The following is a 23,433-nucleotide window of genomic DNA, read 5'->3' on the forward strand; positions in this document are numbered from 1 at the left end:
ACGAATAAATTTATATTGTTATGGCGAAAATAAAATTAGAGTACATTTGGTTAGATGGTTATGAACCAACACAAAATCTTAGAAGTAAAACTAAAGTTGAAGAGCATGAAAATTTCCAAGGAACTTTGGAAGAAATCGGAAACTGGTCATTTGATGGTTCATCAACTAGACAAGCAGAAGGTGGTTCATCAGATTGTTTATTAGTACCAGTTGCTATTTATCCAGATCCAACACGTAAAAACGGATACTTAGTAATGACCGAAGTTATGCATGCAGACGGTACCCCTCACCCTTCAAACGGTAGAGCTACAATTGATGATGATGGAGACTTCTGGTTTGGATTCGAACAAGAATATTTCATCATGGACAATCATACTTTATTACCTTTAGGTTTCCCAATTGGTGGTTACCCAGCCCCACAAGGTATGTATTACTGTTCAGTAGGTGGAAAAAATACTCACGGTAGAGATATCGTTGAAGAGCATGCAGATTTATGTATTGCTGCAGGTATCAACTTTGAAGGTATTAACCAAGAGGTTGCTTGCGGACAATGGGAATTCCAATTATTTGCAAAAGGAGCTAAAAAAGCAGGTGACGAAATCTGGATTGCAAGATACTTACTAGATCGTTTGTCTGAAAAATTTAATTGTTTTATTGAATATCACCCAAAACCTCTTGGAGATACAGACTGGAATGGTTCAGGTATGCATGCTAACTTCTCTAATGAAGTTTTAAGAACATGTGGTTCTCAAGAAGTATACGAAAAAATATGTGAAGCTTTCAGACCTGTAACAAAAGAGCATATTGCTGTTTATGGAGCATATAATGATCAACGTTTAACTGGTAAACATGAAACTGCTTCTATCAATGATTTCTCTTATGGTGTTTCTGACAGAGGAGCTTCTATAAGAATCCCATTAATCACTGTTCAAAAAGGATGGAAAGGATGGTTGGAAGACAGAAGACCAGCTTCAAACGGAGATCCATACAAAATCGCTGCAAGAATTGTTAAAACTGTAAAATCTGCTTTAATAGAAGAACCAGCTTTAGTATAAAAATAAGTTTATATAAAATTTGATTTTGTTTATAAAAAAAGGTGTCATCAATTCTGATGACACCTTTTTTATTGTTAGACATTTTTAAAAATTAACTTTTGTTCAGAATAAATTTTAATCTTAAAAAATCAAAAAGTATCTTTGCTAATCTCAAAAAAATAAACTGATATGATTGTCTGGATTTCTTTTTTAACAGCTGTTTTAATTTTTCTTGCACTCGATTTAGGAGTCTTCAATAAAACACCACACATTATAAGTTCAAAAGAGGCTGGTAAATGGACAGCAATATGGGTTACATTATCATTTATGTTTTCAGGAGTGGTCTATTGGCTTTACACCACGGATTATATTGCAAATCCAGATATTTTGAAACCTGCAGATGCATCAATAAAATTCATCACAGGCTATCTAATAGAATTATCTCTGAGTATAGATAATATTTTTGTTATCGCTATTATTTTCTCTGCCTTTAAAATTCCACAAAAATACCAACATCGAGTTTTATTTTGGGGAATACTAGGCGCTATCGTTTTTAGAGGTTTAATGATCTATTTTGGTGTTTTGCTTATTAACAAATTTTCATGGATGACCTATATTTTTGGAGGTTTTCTAATATACACTGCTATGAAAATGTTGTTTAGTGGTGAAGATGAAAAATTTGAACCCAAAAAATCATTCATCTATAAGACTCTTAAAAAAGTTATACCTATCTCGAATCACATCGACGGAGAACATTTCTTTGTAAAAAGAAGACATATTACAGCTGCAACACCTCTTTTTGTAGCGCTTATAGTAATTGAAGTAATGGATGTCGTATTTGCTATAGACAGTGTTCCTGCAATTTTAGCCATAACAAGTGATCCTTTTTTGGTTTTTAGTTCGAATATCTTTGCCATTTTAGGATTACGTTCTATGTATTTCTTTCTTGCCCATATGCTTGATAAATTTGCTCATTTAGAATACAGTCTTATTGCAATCTTAACTTTTGTAGGTATCAAAATGCTGCTTCATGATTATATTAAATTACCGGAATGGGTGTCGCTGGCTTTTATAGCAGTTTCACTTATAGCTGGAATTATTGCATCTTTAAGAAAAAGCAATAAAGAATTCGTCTAATTAATTCAAAAAAATAAACGCATAAAAAAAAGGAAATCTCACGATTTCCTTTTTTTATTTTATTGAATATTGTAACCTACAAATTGATTTTTTGAATCTCAGTCTTCTCCACTTTTAATGCTGACATTACTGCGTCTATACTGTTTTTATTTACTGAAGTAGCAAAACTAGCCGGTATAATTACAATTCTAAAAGTTTGGTCTTGTGTCCAACTTGAAGGTAATGTAGTAAGACTAAAATTAGCAGAAAGAAAAATATTAACATTATATCTGGTGTAATCAAAATTGAAATCTAATTCTCCACCATCACTAAAATAATACGTTTGAGGCATTAGTTTCCAAATGTCTTCACCATTTACCGTATCATACAGGTGGTACACTAAAACTACATCCGATGAATAAATTGGCGGATTAAAAGTAACCAATCTACTGTAGTTATTATTGGAATTAAATGAAGTTGTAACTTCAAACACTTCACTAATGGTATCATTATCCACAGTATCGGTTATTTCTGTTACTTCGCAACTTTGTAGTGTCATCATCCCGATGAAAACTAAAAATAAGGTAATTTTTTTCATTAGTTATAGCTTTATAATTTATATTGAAAAACTGTATCCATTAATTGTGCCAAAGTTTATTTTAAAAAATAATGCGCTTTTTAAAAACGAAAAAAAACTTAAATTATACCTGATAATACTAGGCTCCACACCAAAATAAAGATTTAAAAAACAATACGATTTTTTTTTTAGAATAGTAATTTTTTGAAAGATTTGATTCCACATAGGAAAGATTTTTGGCTTGAAGCCAAAGGAAAATTTCTCATCGATGTTCTGAAATGCTGAACAACCCGTTTAAAGAAGGATATTGGTTGAAAATTACAAAATCTGTTAAATGTTTCATCTCAGTGGTATCTTTCTTGTCGTTACGGTCGGTTTGGTAAAATGGGATAACGTTTACTACTCTGCGATGGTGAGAAATTAGAAGTACAAATACTCAATTAAGCATTCAACCCCACTATTGCAAAAACAGCTGTTATAGGAGGCTGTACTTCTTGTAGATTTAGTTTTTCTCGTCATAGCAATTCAAAAGTAACGATTATGTTTCCCGAACCTAATGCAGATGCAAAACCTGCAACATCATCTATTGTTCCCAATTTTGTGTAACTGTATGATGTTGAAAAAGTCTTGTAAAACAACACCAAAGTTTTTGAACTGTACAACATTAAGTCGCCATTTTTTATAGTTTCAGGGTTGGACGAATTTGTTGGAAGATCGTTTGGCAAATCATAATATTTCTCGTTGCTGTTCAGTTCAGTCATATTAATAGTTAGAGGTAACATTTCCTTAAAGGCCTTTGCTGAATTATTGTTAAAAAGTGTAGCTGTAAAGGTTTGTGAATTAACCGTTATTTTGATTTTACCGTTTATCATCGTATGGCTGTTTTCTGAATTGATATTGTCGTCTACTTTATTACAAGAAGATGCACTACTGATTAGAACAGACATAAAAGTTATGAGAATTAAAAATGAATGTTTCATAATATTGCATTTATTTTAAATACCCTTTGAAAAAAGTTTCCAATTTATCAAACGGAATAACATCTACTTTATCATACAAATCCACGTGAACAACATTAGGAACGATTACTAATCCCTTAGGTTCATTGGCGTTTTGAAATGCAGTTTCACTGAAATATCTTGAATGTGCTTTTTCGCCTGCAATAATTAAAACTGGTCTTGGCGATATTTCTTTGATGTACGTTAAGATGGGCATATTCATAAACGATAAAGGCGTAGTTGCAGTCCAAGAATTTCCCGAATTTACCGAACGCTTATGAAATCCTCTTTTAGTTCGGTAATAATCGTAATATTCTTTTAAAAATTGTGGCTCATCTCCTTTCAACGCTTTATTGCCTTCTGGTCCATAAGCAAATGTGCCATTTTCTGCATCTTTCCAACGTTGTTGCCCTAATTGTTCCAGCATTTTTGTGCGTTGTTCTAAAGTTACGGCATCATTATATCCTTTTGACATCACTCTCGTCATATCGTACATTGTTGAAGTAGCAACAGCTTTTATACGTTTGTCGATAGCGGTAGCGTTTAGGGCAAAACCTCCAAAACCACAGATCCCGATAATCCCAATTTTTTCTCTATCCACATTTTTTTGAATTCCTAAAAAATCTACTGCCGCACTAAAATCTTCTGTGTTAATTTCTGGCGAAGCCAAATTTCTCGGTTCGCCACCACTTTCTCCAGTGTACGATGGGTCGAATGCCACAACAGCAAAACCTCTTTCTGCCATTTGATTGGCATACAAACCAGACGATTGTTCTTTCACAGCACCAAAAGGTCCGCTGATTGCCAAAGCCGATAATTTTTCGTTTCCTACATTTTTTGGAAGATACAAATCGCCTGAAAGCGTGATACCATAACGGTTTTTGAACGTAATGGCAGTTCGTGTAACTTTCTCGCTTAGTTTAAATGTATATTGTTCTGTTGTTTCTATTTTTTTTGAATTTTCTTTTTTGTTTTGTGCAAATGCTTGTCCGAAAGTCATCAGAAATGCGATTACAATGATTGCTATATTTTTCATCTTTTTATTTATTTGAATTATTGATTGAATATTGTTCGGCCGTTACCGCTTCGTTCCATTCCACAATACCTTTATCGGTATTTGGAATTATATACAATTGTTGCAAACCCACATCAGCACTTGCTCCGTGCCAATGTTTTACATTTGGCGGACATTTGACTACATCACCTTTTTTAATAATTTCAATTGGTTTTCCTTCAATTTGGTGATAGCCAATTCCATCGGTAATAATTAAAATTTGACCAGCAGGATGACTGTGCCAATTGCTTCTTGCTCCAGGTTCGAAATAAACGTTGCCAACCAAAGTGTTGTAAATGCTATCTGCATCTACCAAAGCCGTTGGATAAGCGTTTCCAGTGAATAAATCATTTGAACCTTTTTCGCCTTTTGGAAAAATAGAGGTCAATTCTTGTGTTGTATTTTCCATTATTGATTTGTTTTGATTGCAAGACAGTATCATTGTTGATAGGATGACTGCAAGTGTGATTTGAACTATTTTCATTTTATATTTTAATTTCTTTAATAATTTTTGCAGGAATTCCACCAACAACGACATTGTCTGGAACATCTTTAGAAACCACTGAGCCAGCCGCCACAACAGCGTTTTCGCCAATGGTGACACCTTGTAAAATGGTTGCATTGGCACCAATCCACGCATTTTTTTTGATGTGAATAGGTTTCGGAATTAACGATTGTCTTTCTTTAGGATTAAGAGGATGACTTTCGGTGAGCAAACTTACTTTTGGAGCAAGCAGCACGTTGTCTTCGATGGTAATTCCGCCTAAATCCAAAAACACACAATCAAAATTGATGAACACATTTTTACCTATTTTGGTATGCTTACCATAATTGATGTGCAAAGGAGTAAATATAGTTACACTTTCGTGAATTTCTGAAGATGTAATCTCACTCAATAATTCTCTAATTTCACTTGGGTTTGCTGTGTTGTTCATCTTTAGCAACAATGCTTTTGTAGCAAAAGAAGCTTCACGCATTTTGTATGCTTGAGCATCGTCTGGAATTATGGTTTCTCCGTTTCGCAATCTTTCAAAAATATCTTGTGTTTCCATTTTTTGCATTTTTTACGATACAAAATTAAAAATAAGCCACCTTACTTTTGTTACAAATAGTACAGCAATAATGTCAAATAGTACCTATTTTAGCCGATGAATTAATTTGTACTAAAATGGAAGCGATGGAAAAGCCAAAAATCATATTATTAAAAGCTTCGGGAAGTGAAGAATTTCCAAAAGATTTTCAAAAAAAATACCATACACATATTTTTTGTCAGCGAGGAAGCACCCGATTTATTTTCAACAACCGCACATTTGATTGCAAACAAGGCGAATTTATTTTCTGGCTTGCAGATAATGCTATTTCTGAACTTAACTTTTCCAAAAACTTTAAGGCAACCATTTTATTTGTCGATAAACAATTGCTTTCGGATAATTATCCTAACCTTAATACGGCTACAGATGCCATTCTTCATCATAGAGTAAATCCGATTTTGCATCCTGATAAAATTAATAAGGAGCGGATTTTAAAGAATTTTCAATCGCTTTACTCAAAATCATTGGAAACAAATAATCGTTTTTATAATGAAATTTTGAAATTGCAAATGCAACTTTTTATTTTAGAAATGTGGGATATTTTCATGGATCAATTGGAAAGACGCAACCGAACTTTGCAAAGTGGCACCTTGTACGAACGCTTTGTTCATCTATTGGATCTCCATTGTATGAAAAATCGAGAAGTGCAATTTTACAGTGATCAACTACACATCACAGCAAAATATCTCAATCAAATTTGCAAAGCCAATACAGGAATCACAGCATCACAATGGATACAACGATATACCAAAGACCGAATTGTTTTGCTGCTAGAAAACAAAAAACTAAATATTTCAGAAATATCAGATGAAATGGGCTTTTCCAGTCATTCGTTTTTTACGAGGTATGTCAAAAAAGTCTTGGGTGTAAGTCCAAGTGAGTATAGAAATCTTGTGAAGTAGGGTTTGATTGATGGTTTTGCGGCCTGTTTGGTAGGGGTTTCGCTAACTTGTATAAGGTCTGACAAAATCATAACAATCTACCCTTATTTGGGTGGCTTTGTCTGACTGGATAATGTATTAAAAACAAAAGTGTGATATCAGGAAACGTAAGCGTATGTATTTATCCAAAAGATGTACAGCGTATTACCGGTAAAACAGACAGGCAAGGTTGTATTTAAATATGATTAAAGACAACTTGAATAAAGAATCACATCAATTAATTTCTATAAAGGAATTTTGTAGTTATTATGGCCTTCAGATTGAACATGTTTTACGCTATATAATCAGATAGGATCTAAGGAATTAAAAAACCCGTCACGCTTCTATAATCAATTTATACATGTTCAGCAAGATGTTCAAATAACAGGGCAAGCTGTTGAGTAATTAAATAAAAAAAGCATCTGCAAAAACAGATGCTTTTTAGTTAAAATTAGTTTTAAAAACTATCTGGCAGAAATTACTTTTTTAATACTGCTTCCACGATTAGTAGTCACTTTTACAACATACACTTGGTCTCTTCCTCTATTCAATTTAAGATCAAGCGTTACTTCTTTATTCAAAAAACCATTAGCATCGGCTTTAGACAGCACCGAAATACCTTGTGAATCAAACACCTCTATTTTCACATCAGAAACGTAATCAAAATTGTATCTTACGGTGAGTTGGTCTTTGAAAGGAACAGGATAAGTAGAAAACCCTGCGGCTTCAGTTTTTGTTTCTACAGGCGCAACCACATCGGTAGTTTTAGCAGCTTGTTGTGCTGGAGCTGAACAAGTAGCAGTTGCACTGCTGCAATTAGCTGGATCAGAAGTACAATTAGCTGGACTAGTAGCTGTAACACTTGGATTAGAACCTGCTGTAAGATTGCCAAATACAACTGGTACATTTGCCACAGCCGTAATACCCGGATTAGCGCCATTTAATTTATAAGTGTATCCAATAATAGGATTACACACCTCGATGCTTCCAGTTGTTGTTGCTGCGCAAAGTGATGCTGTTGGCTGGGTTATTTTTAATTGTGGGGCACTTGGTGTTCCTGGTTGTGGATTCACAATTACATTGTCACCTTGTGTACTACAGGAGCCAAGAGAAGCAAAAAATTGATATGTTCCTGAGGCTACTGGACTAAACACACCACTGGAATTAGCCGTATATATTATAACCCCGCCCTGCTTAAGTGTATAAGTGATACCAGCTGTTGGCGATGTTACGGTAACAGTTCCAGTAGCAGTACTGCAGGTAGGGTCAATTACTGTAGCTGCTGGCGCACCTATTGGAGTCGGTCCTCCAACAGTTTTAGGAATAACAATACTACAGTTATTAGGAAGAGTAGAATCTGTTATAGTAACATTGTAATTACCAGCAGTAAGATTGCTAAAAGTTGTTGTAGCACCCGCAGCAACGGGAACTGGAGTACCATTTCCTAATTTTACACTATAAGGTGGTAAACCACCAAATGGTGCTACAGTAATAGAACCTCCTGCAGTACAAGTTGCACTGATTGCAGTTACAGTCCCATTAACTCCGGCATTAATTTCTATGAAAGGCAAGGTCCCGCATTTTGGAGCAATTTTACTAGATTCCAAGGGACATGATGCATTATCTGCAGCTGAAGTCCATGCCAAAAACAAATTAGTAATAATCAATCTTTGTCCACATGTATATGTAACTTCATCAAAATCCAAATCAGTTATTGTATTAGGAGGAACTGCTGATGTGTTTGGTGGAACAGGAGTACTATTACATCCACTTATTGGCGAAGAAGAAACAAAAGTAGTACCATCATATCGCTCTAAAGTTCCCCAGAAAGCAAAGGACGTTCTGTTTGATCCTGTCGTATTGTTAATAGACAATGTCAATGTTCTGGTTACCGTACTGCCTGGAGTACATGAATTACATGGATCCCCGCCAGTCAACCTTGCTTCAACTAATTGTAAATCTTTGGAAGTGCATCTCTTTGCATCGGGAAGATTAACTTGCGCAAATGCAGCAGAAGAACTTAAGTAACTAACTATTAAAAATACAAATACATTTCTTAAAGAAAAGAAAGTGCGCTCACCAAATAATTTTAATAAGCTGTCATGAACAAAACCACGGACATGATTGCTATTTAGTGATTTTGGATAAAAATCCGATGCATTAGGAATTAAAAAACCTAATGATGATATTTTGTTTTCCGATAAAAAGCAAAATATGTTTTTGCTTGATAAAGCTCCGAAAAACTGCTGAAGTGTATTATTTTTCATGATATTGTAATTTTACTCCATAGTTGTTAAAAAATAGGAAAACAGTAGACTCGGGATAGAAACAATCATATAAAACAAATCACCCTCACAAACTCATTTATGAAGTGCGCCATCATCAAAAGAATACTTTATTTTGGGGTAATAAACTACCTTTTATTAACCAAATTGGGGCTTTAAAAGAAACTTAAAAACCTTAATTTCAAATTAATAAATAAGTTCAAAAAAAGAAAAAATAGAAAGCTTTCTATCTAAGCGATACAACTTTCTGAATAAAAAAACACCTTCAAAAAAATTGAAGAACTCCTTCATCAAAAGAATATTTTTATTGCGGGGAACAATCATAAAATCCTTTTTTACCAGTAAACTATTTTGGAAAACAGCTCGAAAAAATGAATTATTTTTTTGCTATATCAAAGTTAATCAATGCATTAAAGCCCTATTAAAAAGCCAAAAGCAAATCTGATAAAGAGCAAATATATTCGATAAAAAACCTATTGATTCAGAAAAATAGTATGTTTTAAAACAAATTATTTTTTATTCAAAACACTGTTAATCAATTAGTTATAAATAAAAAAACCTCGAAAGCAAAACTTTCGAGGTTTAATTTCATACTCTAATCCTTCTCAATATTTTATAGGATCAGATGATTATTCATAACCTATTTTGAAGAAATTATTTTTTTCACACTACTTCCTCTATTGGTTGTTACTTTTACAACATACACTTCTGATCTATCTACATAAGAATTAAGATTTAGTGTAACTTCTTTGTTCATGTAACTATTATTATCCATTTTTGAAAGTATTGAAACTCCTTGTGAATTAAGTACATCGATTTTCACATCAGATACATAATCAAAATTATATCTAATGGTAAGTTGATCTTTGAAAGGAACTGGATAGGCTTCAAAACCTGCTTTATCGCCCAAACCATCTCCTTCTTTTGTAGCAGGAGTTCCTCCTAATGGACATCCTGAATTATTAAGAATATCCAATTGAGTGGCTAATTTTCCAGGTGCATTTCCTCCTGATGAATAGGCTGCATTAACGGCATCTATTACCGATTGTGGACTATCAGAATATGGTGCAGGATAATCAACTTCATCGCTGCAAGCATTCAATAAAGCGGCTACTCCTTGACGAGCTAAATTAAAAATACCTCCACCACCTAAATTAAGCGCTTGCAATAAAGTTAAATTAGCAAGATTGGACGGTGCATTTACAAACACATCGCCGAACAACATTGTAGGAGTATAGCTTGAACACCATCTATCAGTATGGTTTTTCCAGTATCCTAATGTACAACCTTCAACGATACAAATTTGATTAGTAACGAGAACTAAATCAGAAGCAGTACATCCATTTATTGGATCTGTAACAGTTAATGTGTACGTTCCAGCTGCATTCACAGTTGGTGTAGCTGTATCTGCCCCAGAGACAATGTTACCACCATTACTGGCAACCCAAGAGTAGATTGCATTTTGAGTAGTTGAAGTTCCTGATAATAGTACAGTAGTTTCACTACATAATATCAGAACATCGTCACCTGCAACTGCATTTGGTAGTGCTATATTAACCGTTACAGTCACCTCATCACTATCACTACAACCAGAAGCGGTATGTGTTTTAGTAACGGTATACGTAGTAGTCACACTTGGATTAACGAATGGATTTGCAGCAGTCGAAGTAAATCCGGCTGGAGATGAAATCCAAGAATAAGTAAATCCAGCTTCTGCTACTTCTCCAATAGAACCGCCATCAGGATTTGATATACAGGTTTTAGTGAAATCAGGTCCTGCTACCGCAACTACTGTTGGTTGATTAACTGTTACAATAACCTCATCAGTATCACTACAACCAGAAGCGGTATGCGTTTTAGTTACGGTATAAGTAGTAGTCACACTTGGATTAACGAATGGATTTGCAGCAGTCGAAGTAAATCCGGCTGGAGATGAAGTCCAAGAATAAGTAAATCCGGCTTCTGCAACTTCTCCAATAGAACCACCTGATATATTAATCAAGCAATTTTTAGTAAAATCAGATCCTGCATTAGCAACTACTGTTGGTTTATTCACCGTTACAGTCACTTCATCAGTATCGCTACAACCAGAAGCGGTATGCGTTTTAGTAACAGTATAAGTAGTAGTCACACTTGGATTAACTGTTGGATTTGCAGCAGTCGAAGTAAATCCGGCTGGAGATGAAGTCCAAGAATAAGTAAATCCGGCTTCAGCTGCTTCTCCAATAGAACCGCCATCAGGATTTGATATACAGGTTTTAGTAAAATCAGGTCCTGCTACCGCAACTACTGTTGGTTTATTCACCGTTACAGTAACCTCATCAGTATCGCTACAACCAGAAGCTGTGTGCGTTTTGGTAACGGTATACGTAGTAGTCACACTTGGATTAACAAATGGATTTGCAGCAGTCGAAGTAAATCCGGCTGGAGATGATGTCCAGGAATAAGTAAATCCGGCTTCTGCCACTTCTCCAATAGAACCACCTGATATGTTAATCAAGCAATTTTTAGTGAAATCAGATCCTGCATTAGCAACTACTGTTGGTTTATTCACCGTTACAGTCACTTCATCAGTATCGCTACAACCAGAAGCGGTATGCGTTTTAGTAACAGTATAAGTAGTAGTCACACTTGGATTAACTGTTGGATTTGCAGCAGTCGAAGTAAATCCGGCTGGAGATGATGTCCAAGAATAAGTAAATCCAGCTTGAGCCACTTCTCCAATAGAACCGCCATCAGGATTTGATATACAGGTTTTAGTGAAATCAGATCCTGCTACCGCAACTACTGTTGGTTGATTAACCGTTACAGTAACCTCATCAGTATCGCTGCAACCAGAAGCTGTCTGTGTTTTAGTAACTGTATACGTAGTAGTCACACTTGGATTAACAAATGGATTTGCAGCAGTCGAAGTAAATCCGGCTGGAGATGATGTCCAAGAATAAGTAAATCCGGCTTCAGCTGCTTCTCCAATAGAACCACCTGATATATTAATCAAGCAATTTTTAGTGAAATCAGATCCTGCATTAGCAACTATCGTTGGTTTATTCACCGTTACAGTAACCTCATCGGTATCGCTACAACCAGAAGCGGTATGCGTTTTAGTTACGGTATACGTAGTAGTTACACTTGGATTAACTGTTGGATTTGCTGCAGTCGAAGTAAATCCGGCTGGAGATGAAATCCAAGAATAAGTAAATCCGGCTTCTGCTGCTTCTCCAATAGAACCGCCATCAGGATTTGATATACAGGTTTTAGTAAAATCAAGTCCTGCTACCGCAACTACTGTTGGTTTATTAACCGTAACAGTAACCTCATCGGTATCGCTACAACCAGAAGCGGTATGCGTTTTAGTTACGGTATACGTAGTAGTCACACTTGGATTAACTGTTGGATTTGCAGCAGTCGAAGTAAATCCGGCTGGAGATGAAGTCCAAGAATAAGTAAATCCGGCTTCTGCAACTTCTCCAATAGAACCACCTGATATATTAATCAAGCAATTTTTAGTGAAATCAGATCCTGCATTAGCAACTACTGTTGGTTTATTAACTGTTACAGTAACCTCATCGGTATCGCTACAGCCAGAAGCGGTATGCGTTTTGGTAACAGTATACGTAGTAGTCACACTTGGATTAACTGTTGGATTTGCAGCAGTCGAAGTAAATCCGGCTGGAGATGATGTCCAAGAATAAGTAAATCCAGCTTGAGCAGCTTCTCCAATAGAACCGCCATCAGGATTTGATATACAGGTTTTAGTGAAATCAGGTCCTGCTACCGCAACTACTGTTGGTTTATTCACCGTTACAGTCACATCATCAGTATCGCTACAACCAGAAGCGGTATGCGTTTTAGTAACAGTATAAGTAGTAGTCACACTAGGATTAACTGTTGGATTTGCAGCAGTCGAAGTAAATCCGGCTGGAGATGATGTCCAAGAATAAGTAAATCCAGCTTGAGCAGCTTCTCCAATAGAACCGCCATCAGGATTTGATATACAGGTTTTAGTGAAATCAGATCCTGCTACCGCAACTACTGTTGGTTGATTAACCGTTACAGTAACCTCATCGGTATCGCTGCAACCAGAAGCTGTCTGTGTTTTAGTAACTGTATACGTAGTAGTCACACTTGGATTAACAAATGGATTTGCAGCAGTCGAAGTAAATCCAGCTGGAGATGAAGTCCAAGAATAAGTAAATCCGGCTTCTGCAACTTCTCCAATAGAACCACCTGATATATTAATCAAGCAATTTTTAGTGAAATCAGATCCTGCATTTACCACTATCGTTGGTTTATTCACCGTTACAGTAACCTCATCGGTATCGCTACAACCAGAAGCGGTATGCGTTTTGGTAACGGTATACGTAGTAGTTACACTTGGATTAACTGTTGGATTTGCAGCAGTCGAAGTAAATCCGGCTGGAGATGAAATCCAAGAATAAGTAAATCCGGCTTGAGCCACTTCACCAATAGAACCGCCATCAGGGTTTAATGTACAGGTTTTAGTGAAATCAGATCCTGCTACCGCAACTACTGTTGGTTGATTAACTGTTACAGTAACCTCATCAGTATCGCTACAACCTGAAGCTGTATGCGTTTTGGTAACGGTATAAGTAGTAGTCACACTTGGATTAACTGTTGGATTTGCAGCAGTCGAAGTAAATCCGGCTGGAGATGAAGTCCAAGAATAAGTAAATCCAGCTTCTGCTACTTCTCCAATAGAACCACCTGATATATTAATCAAGCAATTTTTAGTAAAATCAGATCCTGCATTAGCAACTACTGTTGGTTTATTCACAGTTACAGTCACCTCATCAGTATCGCTACAACCAGAAGCAGTATGCGTTTTGGTAACGGTATACGTAGTAGTTACACTTGGATTAACTGTTGGATTTGCAGCAGTCGAAGTAAATCCGGCTGGAGATGAAGTCCAAGAATAAGTAAATCCAGCTTCTGCAACTTCTCCAATAGAACCGCCATCAGGATTTGATATACAGGTTTTAGTAAAATCAGGTCCTGCTACCGCAACTACTGTTGGTTTATTCACCGTTACAGTAACCTCATCAGTATCGCTGCAACCAGAAGCTGTATGCGTTTTGGTAACGGTATAAGTAGTAGTTACACTTGGATTAACTGTTGGATTTGCAGCAGTCGAAGTAAATCCGGCTGGAGATGAAGTCCAGGAATAAGTAAATCCGGCTTCTGCAACTTCTCCAATAGAGCCGCCTGAAATGTTAATCAAGCAATTTTTAGTAAAATCAGATCCTGCATTCGCAACTACCGTTGGTTTATTCACCGTTACAGTCACTTCATCAGTATCGCTACAACCATTAGCCGTATTCGTTTTAGTAACGGTATACGTAGTAGTTACACTTGGATTAACTGTTGGATTTGCGGCAGTCGAAGTAAATCCGGCTGGAGATGAAGTCCAAGAATAAGTAAATCCGGCTTCAGCTGCTTCTCCAATAGAACCGCCATCAGGATTTGATATACAGTTTTTAGTGAAATCAGGTCCTGCTACCGCTATTGGCGGTGTATTGTTTTTTTCTACAACCACTGTCGCTTGAGCAAAGCACCCTGTAAAACCTGGCGCATAGACTTTGACAGTATAGGTACCAGAGTCTGTTACCACTCTGTCAGGATCCAGTGGATTATCGCCTGGAATAAGTACATTAGAAGGATTATACCATTCTATAGTTGCTCCCGTTGGGGCTATGCCTGTAGCAGTAATAGTGGCATTGGTATTAATACAAGTAATCACTTGATTAACATTAGCAGCTACCGTTGGAGTTACTGTATCACCAAATGGGAATGGTCCTGCAAAATCTTTTTGCTCACTGGTAAAAGAATCAGACTGTCCACCTGCGGAACTACGGGTCTTAACCAATAAACTTCCCAATACATTGGCACATGGCCCAGAACCTTGTCCTTTTCTGTCCAAACCAAAAGCAGTAAGATTAATACCAATTTCTACATGTTGAAGGATTTGGTAGTGATCAAAAAATGCTGCGTTTGGACCTTCAATAGTTCCCCAAGGCGGACCTAAAGTAGTATCTTCAGCATTTACCCTTCCAAAAATATTTTCAACATCGGCTGGGTCATTGGAAACAATACGCCCATAACCAAAATTACCGCTTTGCTCCCCTTTTTCAAAAGTTCCGGGAACTACGCTAAATGGTCTTAAGGCCGCTGAATTATTATATGTATTAAAAACAGTTTCATCCATCCATACTCTGATTCTAACTTCAGGTTTAGATCCTCCTCCTTCATAATCAATCGAAACGATTATAGTTCCAGGAACATTAACACTTCCGTCAGCATTAAAAGTAAATGCTGTACGACCTCCATCGTTGCCTGTATTCCCAAAAACTAAATCTCCTGGAGAATAGCTAACTAAAGTTCGGAAGAATTCAAAATCAATATGCTTGCTACCATCAGTAGATCGCAATGTTGCAGCGGCATAAGCCCAAAGTACATCAAAAGGTCTGTCGTCTACAGGAAAACCTGGATTTGTAGAGGGATCATGCGGATTTGTTCCTCGTAAATGTGCCATTACATCGATGATATCATCTTTTTGAGGAATACTTCCAGCTCCCAGACTCCAAGTAATTGGATTATCAGCATTTTTATCTGCTGTACCGGCAAAAATACTCGAATCACTATTCCCTTGAGCAGAATTAGTATCCCTGCCATATACAGAATCTATCCATAAAAACCCATCAACAATAGGATATGGAAAACCTGGAGCAGGAGTCGTTACTGACTGCCCTTTTGTAAAGGAATAATTATTGTTAGCCAGAATAGAAGTCCTCAATGCAGCAGCACCAGTTACATCTATGACTCCTTTGCCACTGCCTGGGTAGGTAGTATTAAACCAGTCATCTGTACCAGCCTGATTGGGAAGACTCCCAAACTGCAACAGGTTGGCATAAGCATCAGCTTCAATACCAAAATTGGCTTTGACAGCAGCACCTCCAACAAGTTGACCATAAATAGGAGCTTGGCCAAACACTAAAAGCAGTAAAGAGGCATAAAAAAAGAGCTTTTTAGCAAACGCACTCGTCCAAAAAAAGCTCGAAAAACCTGCGTTGAAGCGCCAGGAAAAAGTGCAACAATAATCTTGTACACTTTTTATCGTAGAAAATATAAATTTTTTCATAATAATTTGGTTTTAAGACCATATTATTAATAAGAAAGCACATGTAGAAGTGGGGTTTTCGAAGAGTTGAAAAGGTCCTGTTCCATAGATAGAGTGTAGTTTAATACCATAAATTAGAAAAAAAGGAAGTTACAGACTGAGGCTAAAAATTACTGAGCTACAAATCAACCTTCATAAACTCATTCATGAAGTAATCCATCATTCAAAAGATTTTTATTGTGGGGAACAATAACTAAATTCTTTTATCTACCAGACAATTGCTTTACAAAGCAATCTTTAAACTTTAATCTAAAACAATCAGTATTGAAATTAATAACTGGTTCAAACAAAAGATTTTTAACTCAAAGGAAAAACTTGCATCAAACGAAATATCTTCAAAAAACAATTTTATGAAGCACTCCATCTAAAAAAGTCCACTTTATTGCAAAGAGTAAAAATACATCTGATAACCAAATAGTTACGTTATAAAAAAACTTAAATAATTAACTTTTGTTGAATCAAAGTTAGCTATAACATCAAAAAAAGAAAACAAAAAAACTCTAAACAAGATAAAATTCTGTTATTCCCGACAAGAGACACTATTCGCTAAGAAAAGGTTTACAGCTGCAAAATATTAATACTTAAAAACCTGTTAACTTATTGACAATCAATTAATTAGGTAATATATTATTTAAATTTTGTTAATAAAAAAACAATGTTAAAAAACAGTAATATCCTTTAACATATGAATTAGTAGTATCGATTCTTTATCCATCATTTATTTAAAAAATTATTTCTCTTAAAATACTGAAAATGAATCCTTTTTTAAGATTAAAAAAACCTCAGGAGGGTTTAAAAACATTGCTTTTTATTCATGAAAACAATATAGCAGTCTAAAAAACGTCAAAAAAAAGACCCTTCATTGCTGAAAGGTCTTTTGTGTTAAAAATTATAATCCAATTCTAATTCCTATTTCACGGCAACAGTGTTGTTTCTTAAAATTTTGCTAAAAAATAACACATGAGAAGGCAATGCATTTTCCCAATATTCCCAAGTGTGAGCTCCTGGACGTTCCGTATAATCATGAGAAACTTTATTATAAACGAGTCTTCGGTGTAATTCCCTGTTAGATTCTATCAAAAAATCATCTACTCCGCAATCTATAATCAATTCCAGTTTGTTACTTTTTATTTTATCAACCATATTTAAAACAGCATTTGAGGCATACACTTCCTGTGGTACTCCTTCAATTCCAAAAACAGGTTCCATTAATTTAGTCACTCTTTCCTTAGATTCTGGATTAATCATACTCCCCATATCAACGGCTCCACTCATACTTCCTGCGGCACAAAATAGTTCCGGGTGTTTTGTCGAAAGATACAATGCCCCATGACCTCCCATAGAAAGTCCTGTAATTACACGTCCTTTTCTGTCATTTATTGTTCGATAGGTATTATCTACTTTCTGAATTACTTCTTTTGTGATATATGTTTCAAACTGACTTCCTTTATTAACAGGACTATCAAGATAAAAACTGAAAGTTTCTCCTTCCGGCATTACAATTATGATATTATACTGATCTGCTAAATTGTGCAATAAATTCTTATCCGGGGTTTTAGACAACCAATCATTAAAATGACCATAAGCACCGTGCAACAGATAAAGAACAGGATAGTTAACCTTGCTTTTAGTATAAGAACTGGGCAATACTACCGCAGCTTTATAGGTTTTATTCATAGCTGAACTCGGGATTTGCAACGTATCGGCTTTTGCACCATAAGATGATGCAGTGTGTCCAAGAAGGAAAAATAAAAATAGAATCTGAAGTTTCTTCATTTGATAGTTTTTTTGGTGATTGAAAAGTAAATATACACTTTTCCAGAAAAACTTGTTTTATCGTTTAAAAATCGAATACACTTTACAAAAACAATTGATTCATTTAGAACAGCTTAATTCAATATTGATGTGTTTTTGTAAAAACAATTCAATAAATAATTAACTCCACATTAAACAAAAACCTCTTACTTTTTTTATTTCGAAATTAAACAATATATACTTTTTTAACATAAATGAATTTATAAGTTATTGGATTTTAACCATAATCGGCATTATGATGATAAAATAGCACCTAAATTAGAAAATATAGTTCTATTCCGTAAACGAATCTTACCCTAATTTTACAATAGAAATTTTAACTATTAATTTAAAAACTAGAATTATGAAAAACATTTTAAAATTGAGTTTATTGTTGATAGTAACAATGACTAGTATGAGTACGTATGCAATTGACGACAATTTTTTACTTAACGTAAAAAAAGGAAAAGGAAATGAAATTAGCTTTACTCTAAACCAAATTAAACAAGCTAATGTATCTATTTATGATGATCAGAATAATTTAATCTACACCGAAAAAGCAAAAGGTGAAAAAGGAATCTCAAAGACCTATAATTTAGACGAATTTCCCGTGGGAACGTATTATTTGGTTGTCGAAAACAACCTGAAAAAAGTAAAACACGAAATTATCATCTCGGAACAAAAAACATTTTTAACAACAAAAGCAATCTCGGAAGTTTACAAACCAACGATGAAAAATAGAAATTTGGCAACTATCAATTAGTGTCCTGCCGAATATTATTAATAAAGGCTGTCTTTTGGGACAGCCTTTTTATTTGATTATAAATATGAATTACATGTTACATATTTCTTCTATATTGCCCGCCTACTTCAAACAAAGCCGAAGTAATTTGTCCCAAAGAACAAACCTTCGTTGCTTCCATCAAATGTTCGAATAAGTTTTCGTTTTTAATGGCAGCTTCCTGAAGCGTATTTAAATGTGTATTCACTAAATCCTGATTGGATTGGTGTAAATGGTTCAACATATCAATTTGGTATTGTTTTTCTTCTTCCGTAGCACGAATTACTTCAGCTGGAATCACTGTTGGAGAACCTTTAGAACTCAAGAACGTATTCACTCCAATAATTGGAAATTCACCGGTATGTTTCAAAGTTTCATAATACAAACTTTCTTCTTGAATTTTACTTCTTTGGTACATCGTTTCCATAGCACCAAGCACTCCGCCACGTTCAGTAATTCGGTCGAATTCCTGTAAAACCGCAGCTTCCACTAAATCTGTCAATTCTTCGATAATAAAAGCACCTTGAATTGGATTTTCATTTTTGGCCAGACCTAATTCTTTGTTGATAATCAACTGAATTGCCATTGCACGACGCACTGATTCTTCCGTAGGCGTGGTAATTGCTTCATCATAAGCATTGGTATGCAATGAATTACAGTTGTCATAAATGGCATATAACGCTTGCAAAGTGGTACGAATATCATTGAAATCTATTTCCTGAGCGTGTAAAGAACGACCTGACGTTTGAATGTGGTATTTCAACATTTGCGCTCGCTCGTTAGCTCCGTATTTGTTTTTCATGGCTTTCGCCCAAATTTTACGTGCCACACGACCAATAACTGCATATTCAGGATCTACTCCATTCGAGAAAAAGAACGATAAGTTTGGTCCGAAATCGTTGATGTTCATGCCACGACTCAAATAATATTCTACATACGTGAAGCCATTAGAAAGTGTAAAAGCCAATTGCGTGATAGGATTTGCACCCGCTTCGGCAATGTGATAGCCTGAAATAGAAACCGAATAGAAGTTTCTAACATTCTTGGTAATGAAATATTCCTGTACGTCACCCATCAATCTCAATGCAAATTCAGTAGAGAAAATACACGTATTTTGTGCTTGGTCTTCTTTTAAAATATCAGCTTGAACCGTTCCACGAACTTGAGACAACGTTCTTGCTTTTATGTCGTTATACACTTCCAAAGGTAAAACCTCATCTCCGGTTACGCCCAAAAGCATCAACCCTAAACCGTTATTTCCTTCAGGTAAATCACCTTGATAATGTGGTCTTTCGACTCCTTTAGCTGCGTATATATTTTTTATTTTTGCTTCAACTTCTTTTTCAAGATTATTTTCTTTGATATAAAACTCACATTGCTGGTCAATGGCAGCATTCATAAAAAAGCCTAACAACATAGGCGCTGGACCATTGATAGTCATACTCACCGAAGTCATGGCGTGAACCAAATCGAAACCGGAATATAATTTTTTGGCATCATCCAAACAACAAATAGAAACTCCGGCATTACCTATTTTTCCATAAATATCAGGACGTACATGTGGATCGTTTCCGTATAAAGTTACGCTGTCAAAAGCAGTTGATAATCGTTTTGCCGGTAATCCTGCACTCACATAATGAAAACGTTTGTTGGTTCTTTCCGGTCCGCCTTCTCCTGCAAACATTCGGGAAGGATCTTCTCCTTCGCGTTTGAAAGGATACAATCCAGCAGTAAAAGGGAATTCTCCAGGAACATTTTCCTGCAAACACCAACGTAAAATATCGCCCCAAGCTTGATACTTTGGCAAAGCTATTTTCGGAATTTGAGAATGCGAAAGTGACTCCGTATGCGTAGCCATTTTTATTTCCCTGTCACGAACTTTGAACGTATAAACTGGATTCTTGTACTTGTTTACTTTTTCGCTCCAAGTCAAAATGATTTCCCAATTGTACGGATCCAAATCCATTTTTACTTTATCAAATTGATTCAGCAAAAGGTTTAAAAAGATTTTGTCCTCAGCGGCGCCTGGTTTTTCAGATTCCAAAGCAGTTGGTAAAACCGAATCGTCATTAATTCCTGCTTTGTTTATTTCAGGTATTTTCTTGGCAACTGTTTCAATCGTTTTGAAAATTCCGTATAATTTCTGGGCAACTTGCTCCTGACTAACCGCCGTAACATCATATTTTCTGTTACTTTCGGCAATTTCAGACAAATAACGGGTTCTGTGTGGTGGAATAACGAAAATCTTCTCACTCATTTCACGAGTGATTTGGAACGTTGATTTCAAATCAGAATTCGTTTTCTCATGGATTTTATCCATAATCGCTTTGTACAGCGTATTCATTCCCGGGTCGTTAAACTGCGAAGCAATTGTCCCGAAAACTGGAAGTGTATCTAAATCAGCATCCCAAAGATTATGGTTGCGCTGGTATTGTTTTTTCACGTCTCTCAATGCATCCAGAGAACCGCGTTTGTCGAATTTGTTTATTGCTACCAAATCAGCAAAATCAAGCATGTCGATTTTTTCCAATTGGGTTGCAGCACCAAATTCAGGTGTCATAACATATAAAGACACATCAGAGTGGTCCATGATTTCCGTATCAGATTGCCCGATTCCAGAAGTTTCCAAGATGATGATATCATAATTTGCCGCTTTAATCACTTGAATCGCATCGGCAACATATTTAGACAAAGCCAAATTCGATTGACGTGTGGCCAATGAACGCATGTAAACTCTAGGACTATTGATAGCATTCATTCGGATTCTATCTCCAAGTAATGCACCGCCTGTTTTACGTTTTGATGGATCAACAGATATTAATCCAATTGTTTTTTCCGGGAAATCGATTAGAAAACGACGCACCAATTCATCTACCAACGATGATTTTCCTGCTCCACCCGTTCCTGTAATCCCAAGAACCGGAATCGTGCAATTCTCATTCTTTTTTTGGATGGCTTCCAAAGTTTTGGCCGCAACATCAGGGAAATTCTCTGCTGATGAAATAATTCTGGCAATTGCTTTTGGATTTTTTTCTTCTAAATGATTGATTTCATCACTTAGTTGATCTCCAATAGCATAATCTGCACGTTGTACTAAATCATTTATCATTCCTTGTAAACCCAAAGCACGTCCGTCATCAGGAGAATAAATTCTCGTAATTCCGTACGCTTGTAACTCGGCAATTTCAGAAGGCAGAATTACACCTCCGCCACCGCCAAATATCTTGATTTGCCCTGCTCCTTTTTCCTGAAGCAAGTCATACATGTATTTGAAATATTCGTTATGCCCTCCTTGGTAGGAAGTTATTGCAATCGCATTGGCATCTTCTTGAATCGCTGTATTGACAACTTCTTCCACACTACGGTCATGGCCCAAATGGATTACCTCAACACCTGTAGACTGAATAATCCTACGCATAATGTTGATTGCGGCATCGTGACCGTCAAAAAGAGCTGCTGCGGTAACAATTCTTACTTTATTGTTAGGGATATATGGTTTTTGTTGTTCCATTTTATGAATATGATAATTTAAGCCTGCAATTTACGATTTTATTTTAAAAATTATTTGATGTTGTGGCTCGTTGTTAATAAATAACACAGAATTTTGTTATTTAGCCCCGATTGAAGCGACATCTCCCGATTTAGAAAAACAAGGCTTTTATCAGCCGTAGTTTTTATTTATCGGGAATACAGCGGAAAGCGGGACAAATCCTGATTAATAAAACTAAAATTTGTGCTCCTAAAGAATAGTTGGCTTTGTTTTTGAATAAGTAGTATTTTTACAAAAGCCAAATGGCAAACAGACGAAGTAAACTAATACTCTAATTACGATGAAGAAAATTTTAATGGTTATGATGGCGGTTTCGCTTTCGAGTTGTGCCGAAATGCAACAGGTGATGAATCAATTTCCACAAACGCAAGGAATTGGCGGCGTTGATATTGCCGGTGGATTGAAGGAAGCATTGAACAATGGGATTTCGAAACAGGTAACAAAACTGACTGCTACCGATGGTTTTTACAGAAATGAAGCCGTGAAAATTTTATTGCCGGAAGAATTGAGAAAAGTAGATACTGGTTTGAGAAGAATTGGATTGAGTTCTTTGGCTGACGAAGGTTTGAAAGTATTGAATCGTGCTGCCGAAGACGCGGTGAAAGAAGCGACTCCAATATTTGTTGATGCCGTTAGAAACATGACTTTTATGGATGCCAAAACAATTTTGATGGGAAATGAAAGTTCGGCTACCACTTATTTGCAAAACAGTACTTCGACAGCGTTGTACGGAAAATTTAATCCGGTGATTAAAAGTTCGTTTACCAAAGTTGGTGCCGATAAAGTATGGGCCAACATTATTACTAAATACAACAGCATTCCTCTTGTAAATAAAGTGAATCCTGATTTGACGGATTATGTTACGAACCAAGCGTTGAATGGCGTTTTCAAAATGGTTGCTGTTGAAGAAAAAAACATCAGAACGAATTTGAGTTCCAGAACTTCTGTTTTATTGCAAAAGGTTTTTGCCTTGCAGGATAACAAATAGATTGAAATTTGGCTGTTTTTTTTCAAACATAAAACAGCCAAATCCAACTT

The 23,433-nt window shown here is 35.9% G+C and carries 14 protein-coding genes; 5 read left to right on the plus strand and 9 right to left on the minus strand.

What is annotated here, in order from left to right:
• Positions 1-20: 20 nt before the first annotated feature.
• Entirely contained in the window at positions 21-1,055 is a 1,035-nt protein-coding gene (locus C8C87_RS10695; RefSeq protein WP_099714688.1) for a glutamine synthetase beta-grasp domain-containing protein, read from the plus strand.
• Between the two features lie 168 nt (positions 1,056-1,223).
• Complete coding sequence (locus tag C8C87_RS10700) at positions 1,224-2,171, plus strand: TerC family protein (protein WP_121342598.1); 948 nt, start codon at positions 1,224-1,226, stop codon at positions 2,169-2,171.
• Between the two features lie 76 nt (positions 2,172-2,247).
• On the opposite strand, the gene C8C87_RS10705 is transcribed toward C8C87_RS10700, so the two are convergent.
• The 5 genes from C8C87_RS10705 to C8C87_RS10725 form a co-directional block, all read right to left on the minus strand.
• Positions 2,248-2,748, minus strand: a complete 501-nt coding sequence (locus C8C87_RS10705) for a hypothetical protein (RefSeq protein ID WP_099714686.1) — start codon at positions 2,746-2,748, stop codon at positions 2,248-2,250.
• Positions 2,749-3,242: 494 nt separating this feature from the next.
• Positions 3,243-3,707: a cyclophilin-like fold protein gene (locus C8C87_RS10710; protein ID WP_121342599.1), complete on the minus strand. Its 465-nt coding sequence runs from the start codon at positions 3,705-3,707 to the stop codon at positions 3,243-3,245.
• A 10-nt stretch (positions 3,708-3,717) separates the two neighbouring features.
• Positions 3,718-4,761 carry an alpha/beta hydrolase gene (locus C8C87_RS10715; RefSeq protein WP_121342600.1) on the minus strand — a complete coding sequence of 348 codons (1,044 nt, stop codon included), beginning with the start codon at positions 4,759-4,761 and terminating at the stop codon, positions 3,718-3,720.
• 4 nt (positions 4,762-4,765) lie between these two features.
• The gene (locus C8C87_RS10720) at positions 4,766-5,188 is read right to left on the minus strand and encodes a cupin domain-containing protein (RefSeq protein WP_199716399.1); all 423 of its coding nucleotides are present in this window, start codon (positions 5,186-5,188) and stop codon (positions 4,766-4,768) included.
• A 76-nt stretch (positions 5,189-5,264) separates the two neighbouring features.
• Complete coding sequence (locus tag C8C87_RS10725) at positions 5,265-5,831, minus strand: sugar O-acetyltransferase (protein ID WP_121343349.1); 567 nt, start codon at positions 5,829-5,831, stop codon at positions 5,265-5,267.
• 125 nt (positions 5,832-5,956) lie between these two features.
• On the opposite strand from C8C87_RS10725, the gene C8C87_RS10730 reads away from it, so the two are divergent.
• On the plus strand, positions 5,957-6,772 hold the full coding sequence (locus C8C87_RS10730) for an AraC family transcriptional regulator (RefSeq protein WP_233550029.1): 816 nt from the start codon (positions 5,957-5,959) through the stop codon (positions 6,770-6,772).
• Between the two features lie 482 nt (positions 6,773-7,254).
• Here the strand turns inward: C8C87_RS10730 and C8C87_RS10740 are convergent, their stop codons facing one another.
• The 3 genes from C8C87_RS10740 to C8C87_RS10750 all read right to left on the minus strand — a co-directional run bounded on the left by C8C87_RS10740 (position 7,255) and on the right by C8C87_RS10750 (position 18,046).
• The gene (locus C8C87_RS10740) at positions 7,255-9,057 is read right to left on the minus strand and encodes a T9SS type A sorting domain-containing protein (RefSeq protein ID WP_121342602.1); all 1,803 of its coding nucleotides are present in this window, start codon (positions 9,055-9,057) and stop codon (positions 7,255-7,257) included.
• Between the two features lie 658 nt (positions 9,058-9,715).
• Complete coding sequence (locus C8C87_RS10745; protein ID WP_121342603.1) at positions 9,716-16,231, minus strand: T9SS type A sorting domain-containing protein; 6,516 nt, start codon at positions 16,229-16,231, stop codon at positions 9,716-9,718.
• 948 nt (positions 16,232-17,179) lie between these two features.
• Positions 17,180-18,046: an alpha/beta hydrolase family protein gene (locus tag C8C87_RS10750; RefSeq protein ID WP_121342604.1), complete on the minus strand. Its 867-nt coding sequence runs from the start codon at positions 18,044-18,046 to the stop codon at positions 17,180-17,182.
• A gap of 382 nt (positions 18,047-18,428) precedes the next feature.
• Here C8C87_RS10750 and C8C87_RS10755 point away from each other — a divergent pair, with 382 nt between their 5' ends.
• Complete coding sequence (locus tag C8C87_RS10755) at positions 18,429-18,827, plus strand: FimB/Mfa2 family fimbrial subunit (RefSeq protein WP_121342605.1); 399 nt, start codon at positions 18,429-18,431, stop codon at positions 18,825-18,827.
• 76 nt (positions 18,828-18,903) lie between these two features.
• Here the strand turns inward: C8C87_RS10755 and C8C87_RS10760 are convergent, their stop codons facing one another.
• Positions 18,904-22,356 (minus strand): methylmalonyl-CoA mutase family protein, encoded by a 3,453-nt coding sequence (locus C8C87_RS10760; RefSeq protein ID WP_121342606.1) that lies wholly within the window; start codon positions 22,354-22,356, stop codon positions 18,904-18,906.
• A gap of 319 nt (positions 22,357-22,675) precedes the next feature.
• Here C8C87_RS10760 and C8C87_RS10765 point away from each other — a divergent pair, with 319 nt between their 5' ends.
• Positions 22,676-23,383, plus strand: coding sequence for a DUF4197 domain-containing protein (locus C8C87_RS10765; RefSeq protein WP_121342607.1), 708 nt, complete (start codon positions 22,676-22,678; stop codon positions 23,381-23,383).
• The last annotated feature ends 50 nt before the right edge of the window (positions 23,384-23,433 follow it).

The organism is Flavobacterium sp. 120 (assembly GCF_003633605.1).
In the GTDB taxonomy this organism is placed as follows: Bacteria; Bacteroidota; Bacteroidia; order Flavobacteriales; family Flavobacteriaceae; genus Flavobacterium; species Flavobacterium algoritolerans.

Bases quoted from the DNA above. Each gene is read 5' to 3' on its own strand.
- C8C87_RS10695 (WP_099714688.1), top strand. From the start codon at position 21: ATGGCGAAAATAAAATTAGAGTACATTTGGTTAGATGGTTATGAACCA.
- C8C87_RS10745 (WP_121342603.1), bottom strand. From the start codon at position 16,231: ATGAAAAAATTTATATTTTCTACGATAAAAAGTGTACAAGATTATTGT.
- C8C87_RS10760 (WP_121342606.1), bottom strand. From the start codon at position 22,356: ATGGAACAACAAAAACCATATATCCCTAACAATAAAGTAAGAATTGTT.
- C8C87_RS10720 (WP_199716399.1), bottom strand. From the start codon at position 5,188: ATGGAAAATACAACACAAGAATTGACCTCTATTTTTCCAAAAGGCGAA.
- C8C87_RS10705 (WP_099714686.1), bottom strand. From the start codon at position 2,748: ATGAAAAAAATTACCTTATTTTTAGTTTTCATCGGGATGATGACACTA.
- C8C87_RS10765 (WP_121342607.1), top strand. From the start codon at position 22,676: ATGAAGAAAATTTTAATGGTTATGATGGCGGTTTCGCTTTCGAGTTGT.
- C8C87_RS10725 (WP_121343349.1), bottom strand. From the start codon at position 5,831: ATGGAAACACAAGATATTTTTGAAAGATTGCGAAACGGAGAAACCATA.
- C8C87_RS10700 (WP_121342598.1), top strand. From the start codon at position 1,224: ATGATTGTCTGGATTTCTTTTTTAACAGCTGTTTTAATTTTTCTTGCA.
- C8C87_RS10750 (WP_121342604.1), bottom strand. From the start codon at position 18,046: ATGAAGAAACTTCAGATTCTATTTTTATTTTTCCTTCTTGGACACACT.
- C8C87_RS10755 (WP_121342605.1), top strand. From the start codon at position 18,429: ATGAAAAACATTTTAAAATTGAGTTTATTGTTGATAGTAACAATGACT.
- C8C87_RS10730 (WP_233550029.1), top strand. From the start codon at position 5,957: ATGGAAAAGCCAAAAATCATATTATTAAAAGCTTCGGGAAGTGAAGAA.
- C8C87_RS10715 (WP_121342600.1), bottom strand. From the start codon at position 4,761: ATGAAAAATATAGCAATCATTGTAATCGCATTTCTGATGACTTTCGGA.
- C8C87_RS10740 (WP_121342602.1), bottom strand. From the start codon at position 9,057: ATGAAAAATAATACACTTCAGCAGTTTTTCGGAGCTTTATCAAGCAAA.
- C8C87_RS10710 (WP_121342599.1), bottom strand. From the start codon at position 3,707: ATGAAACATTCATTTTTAATTCTCATAACTTTTATGTCTGTTCTAATC.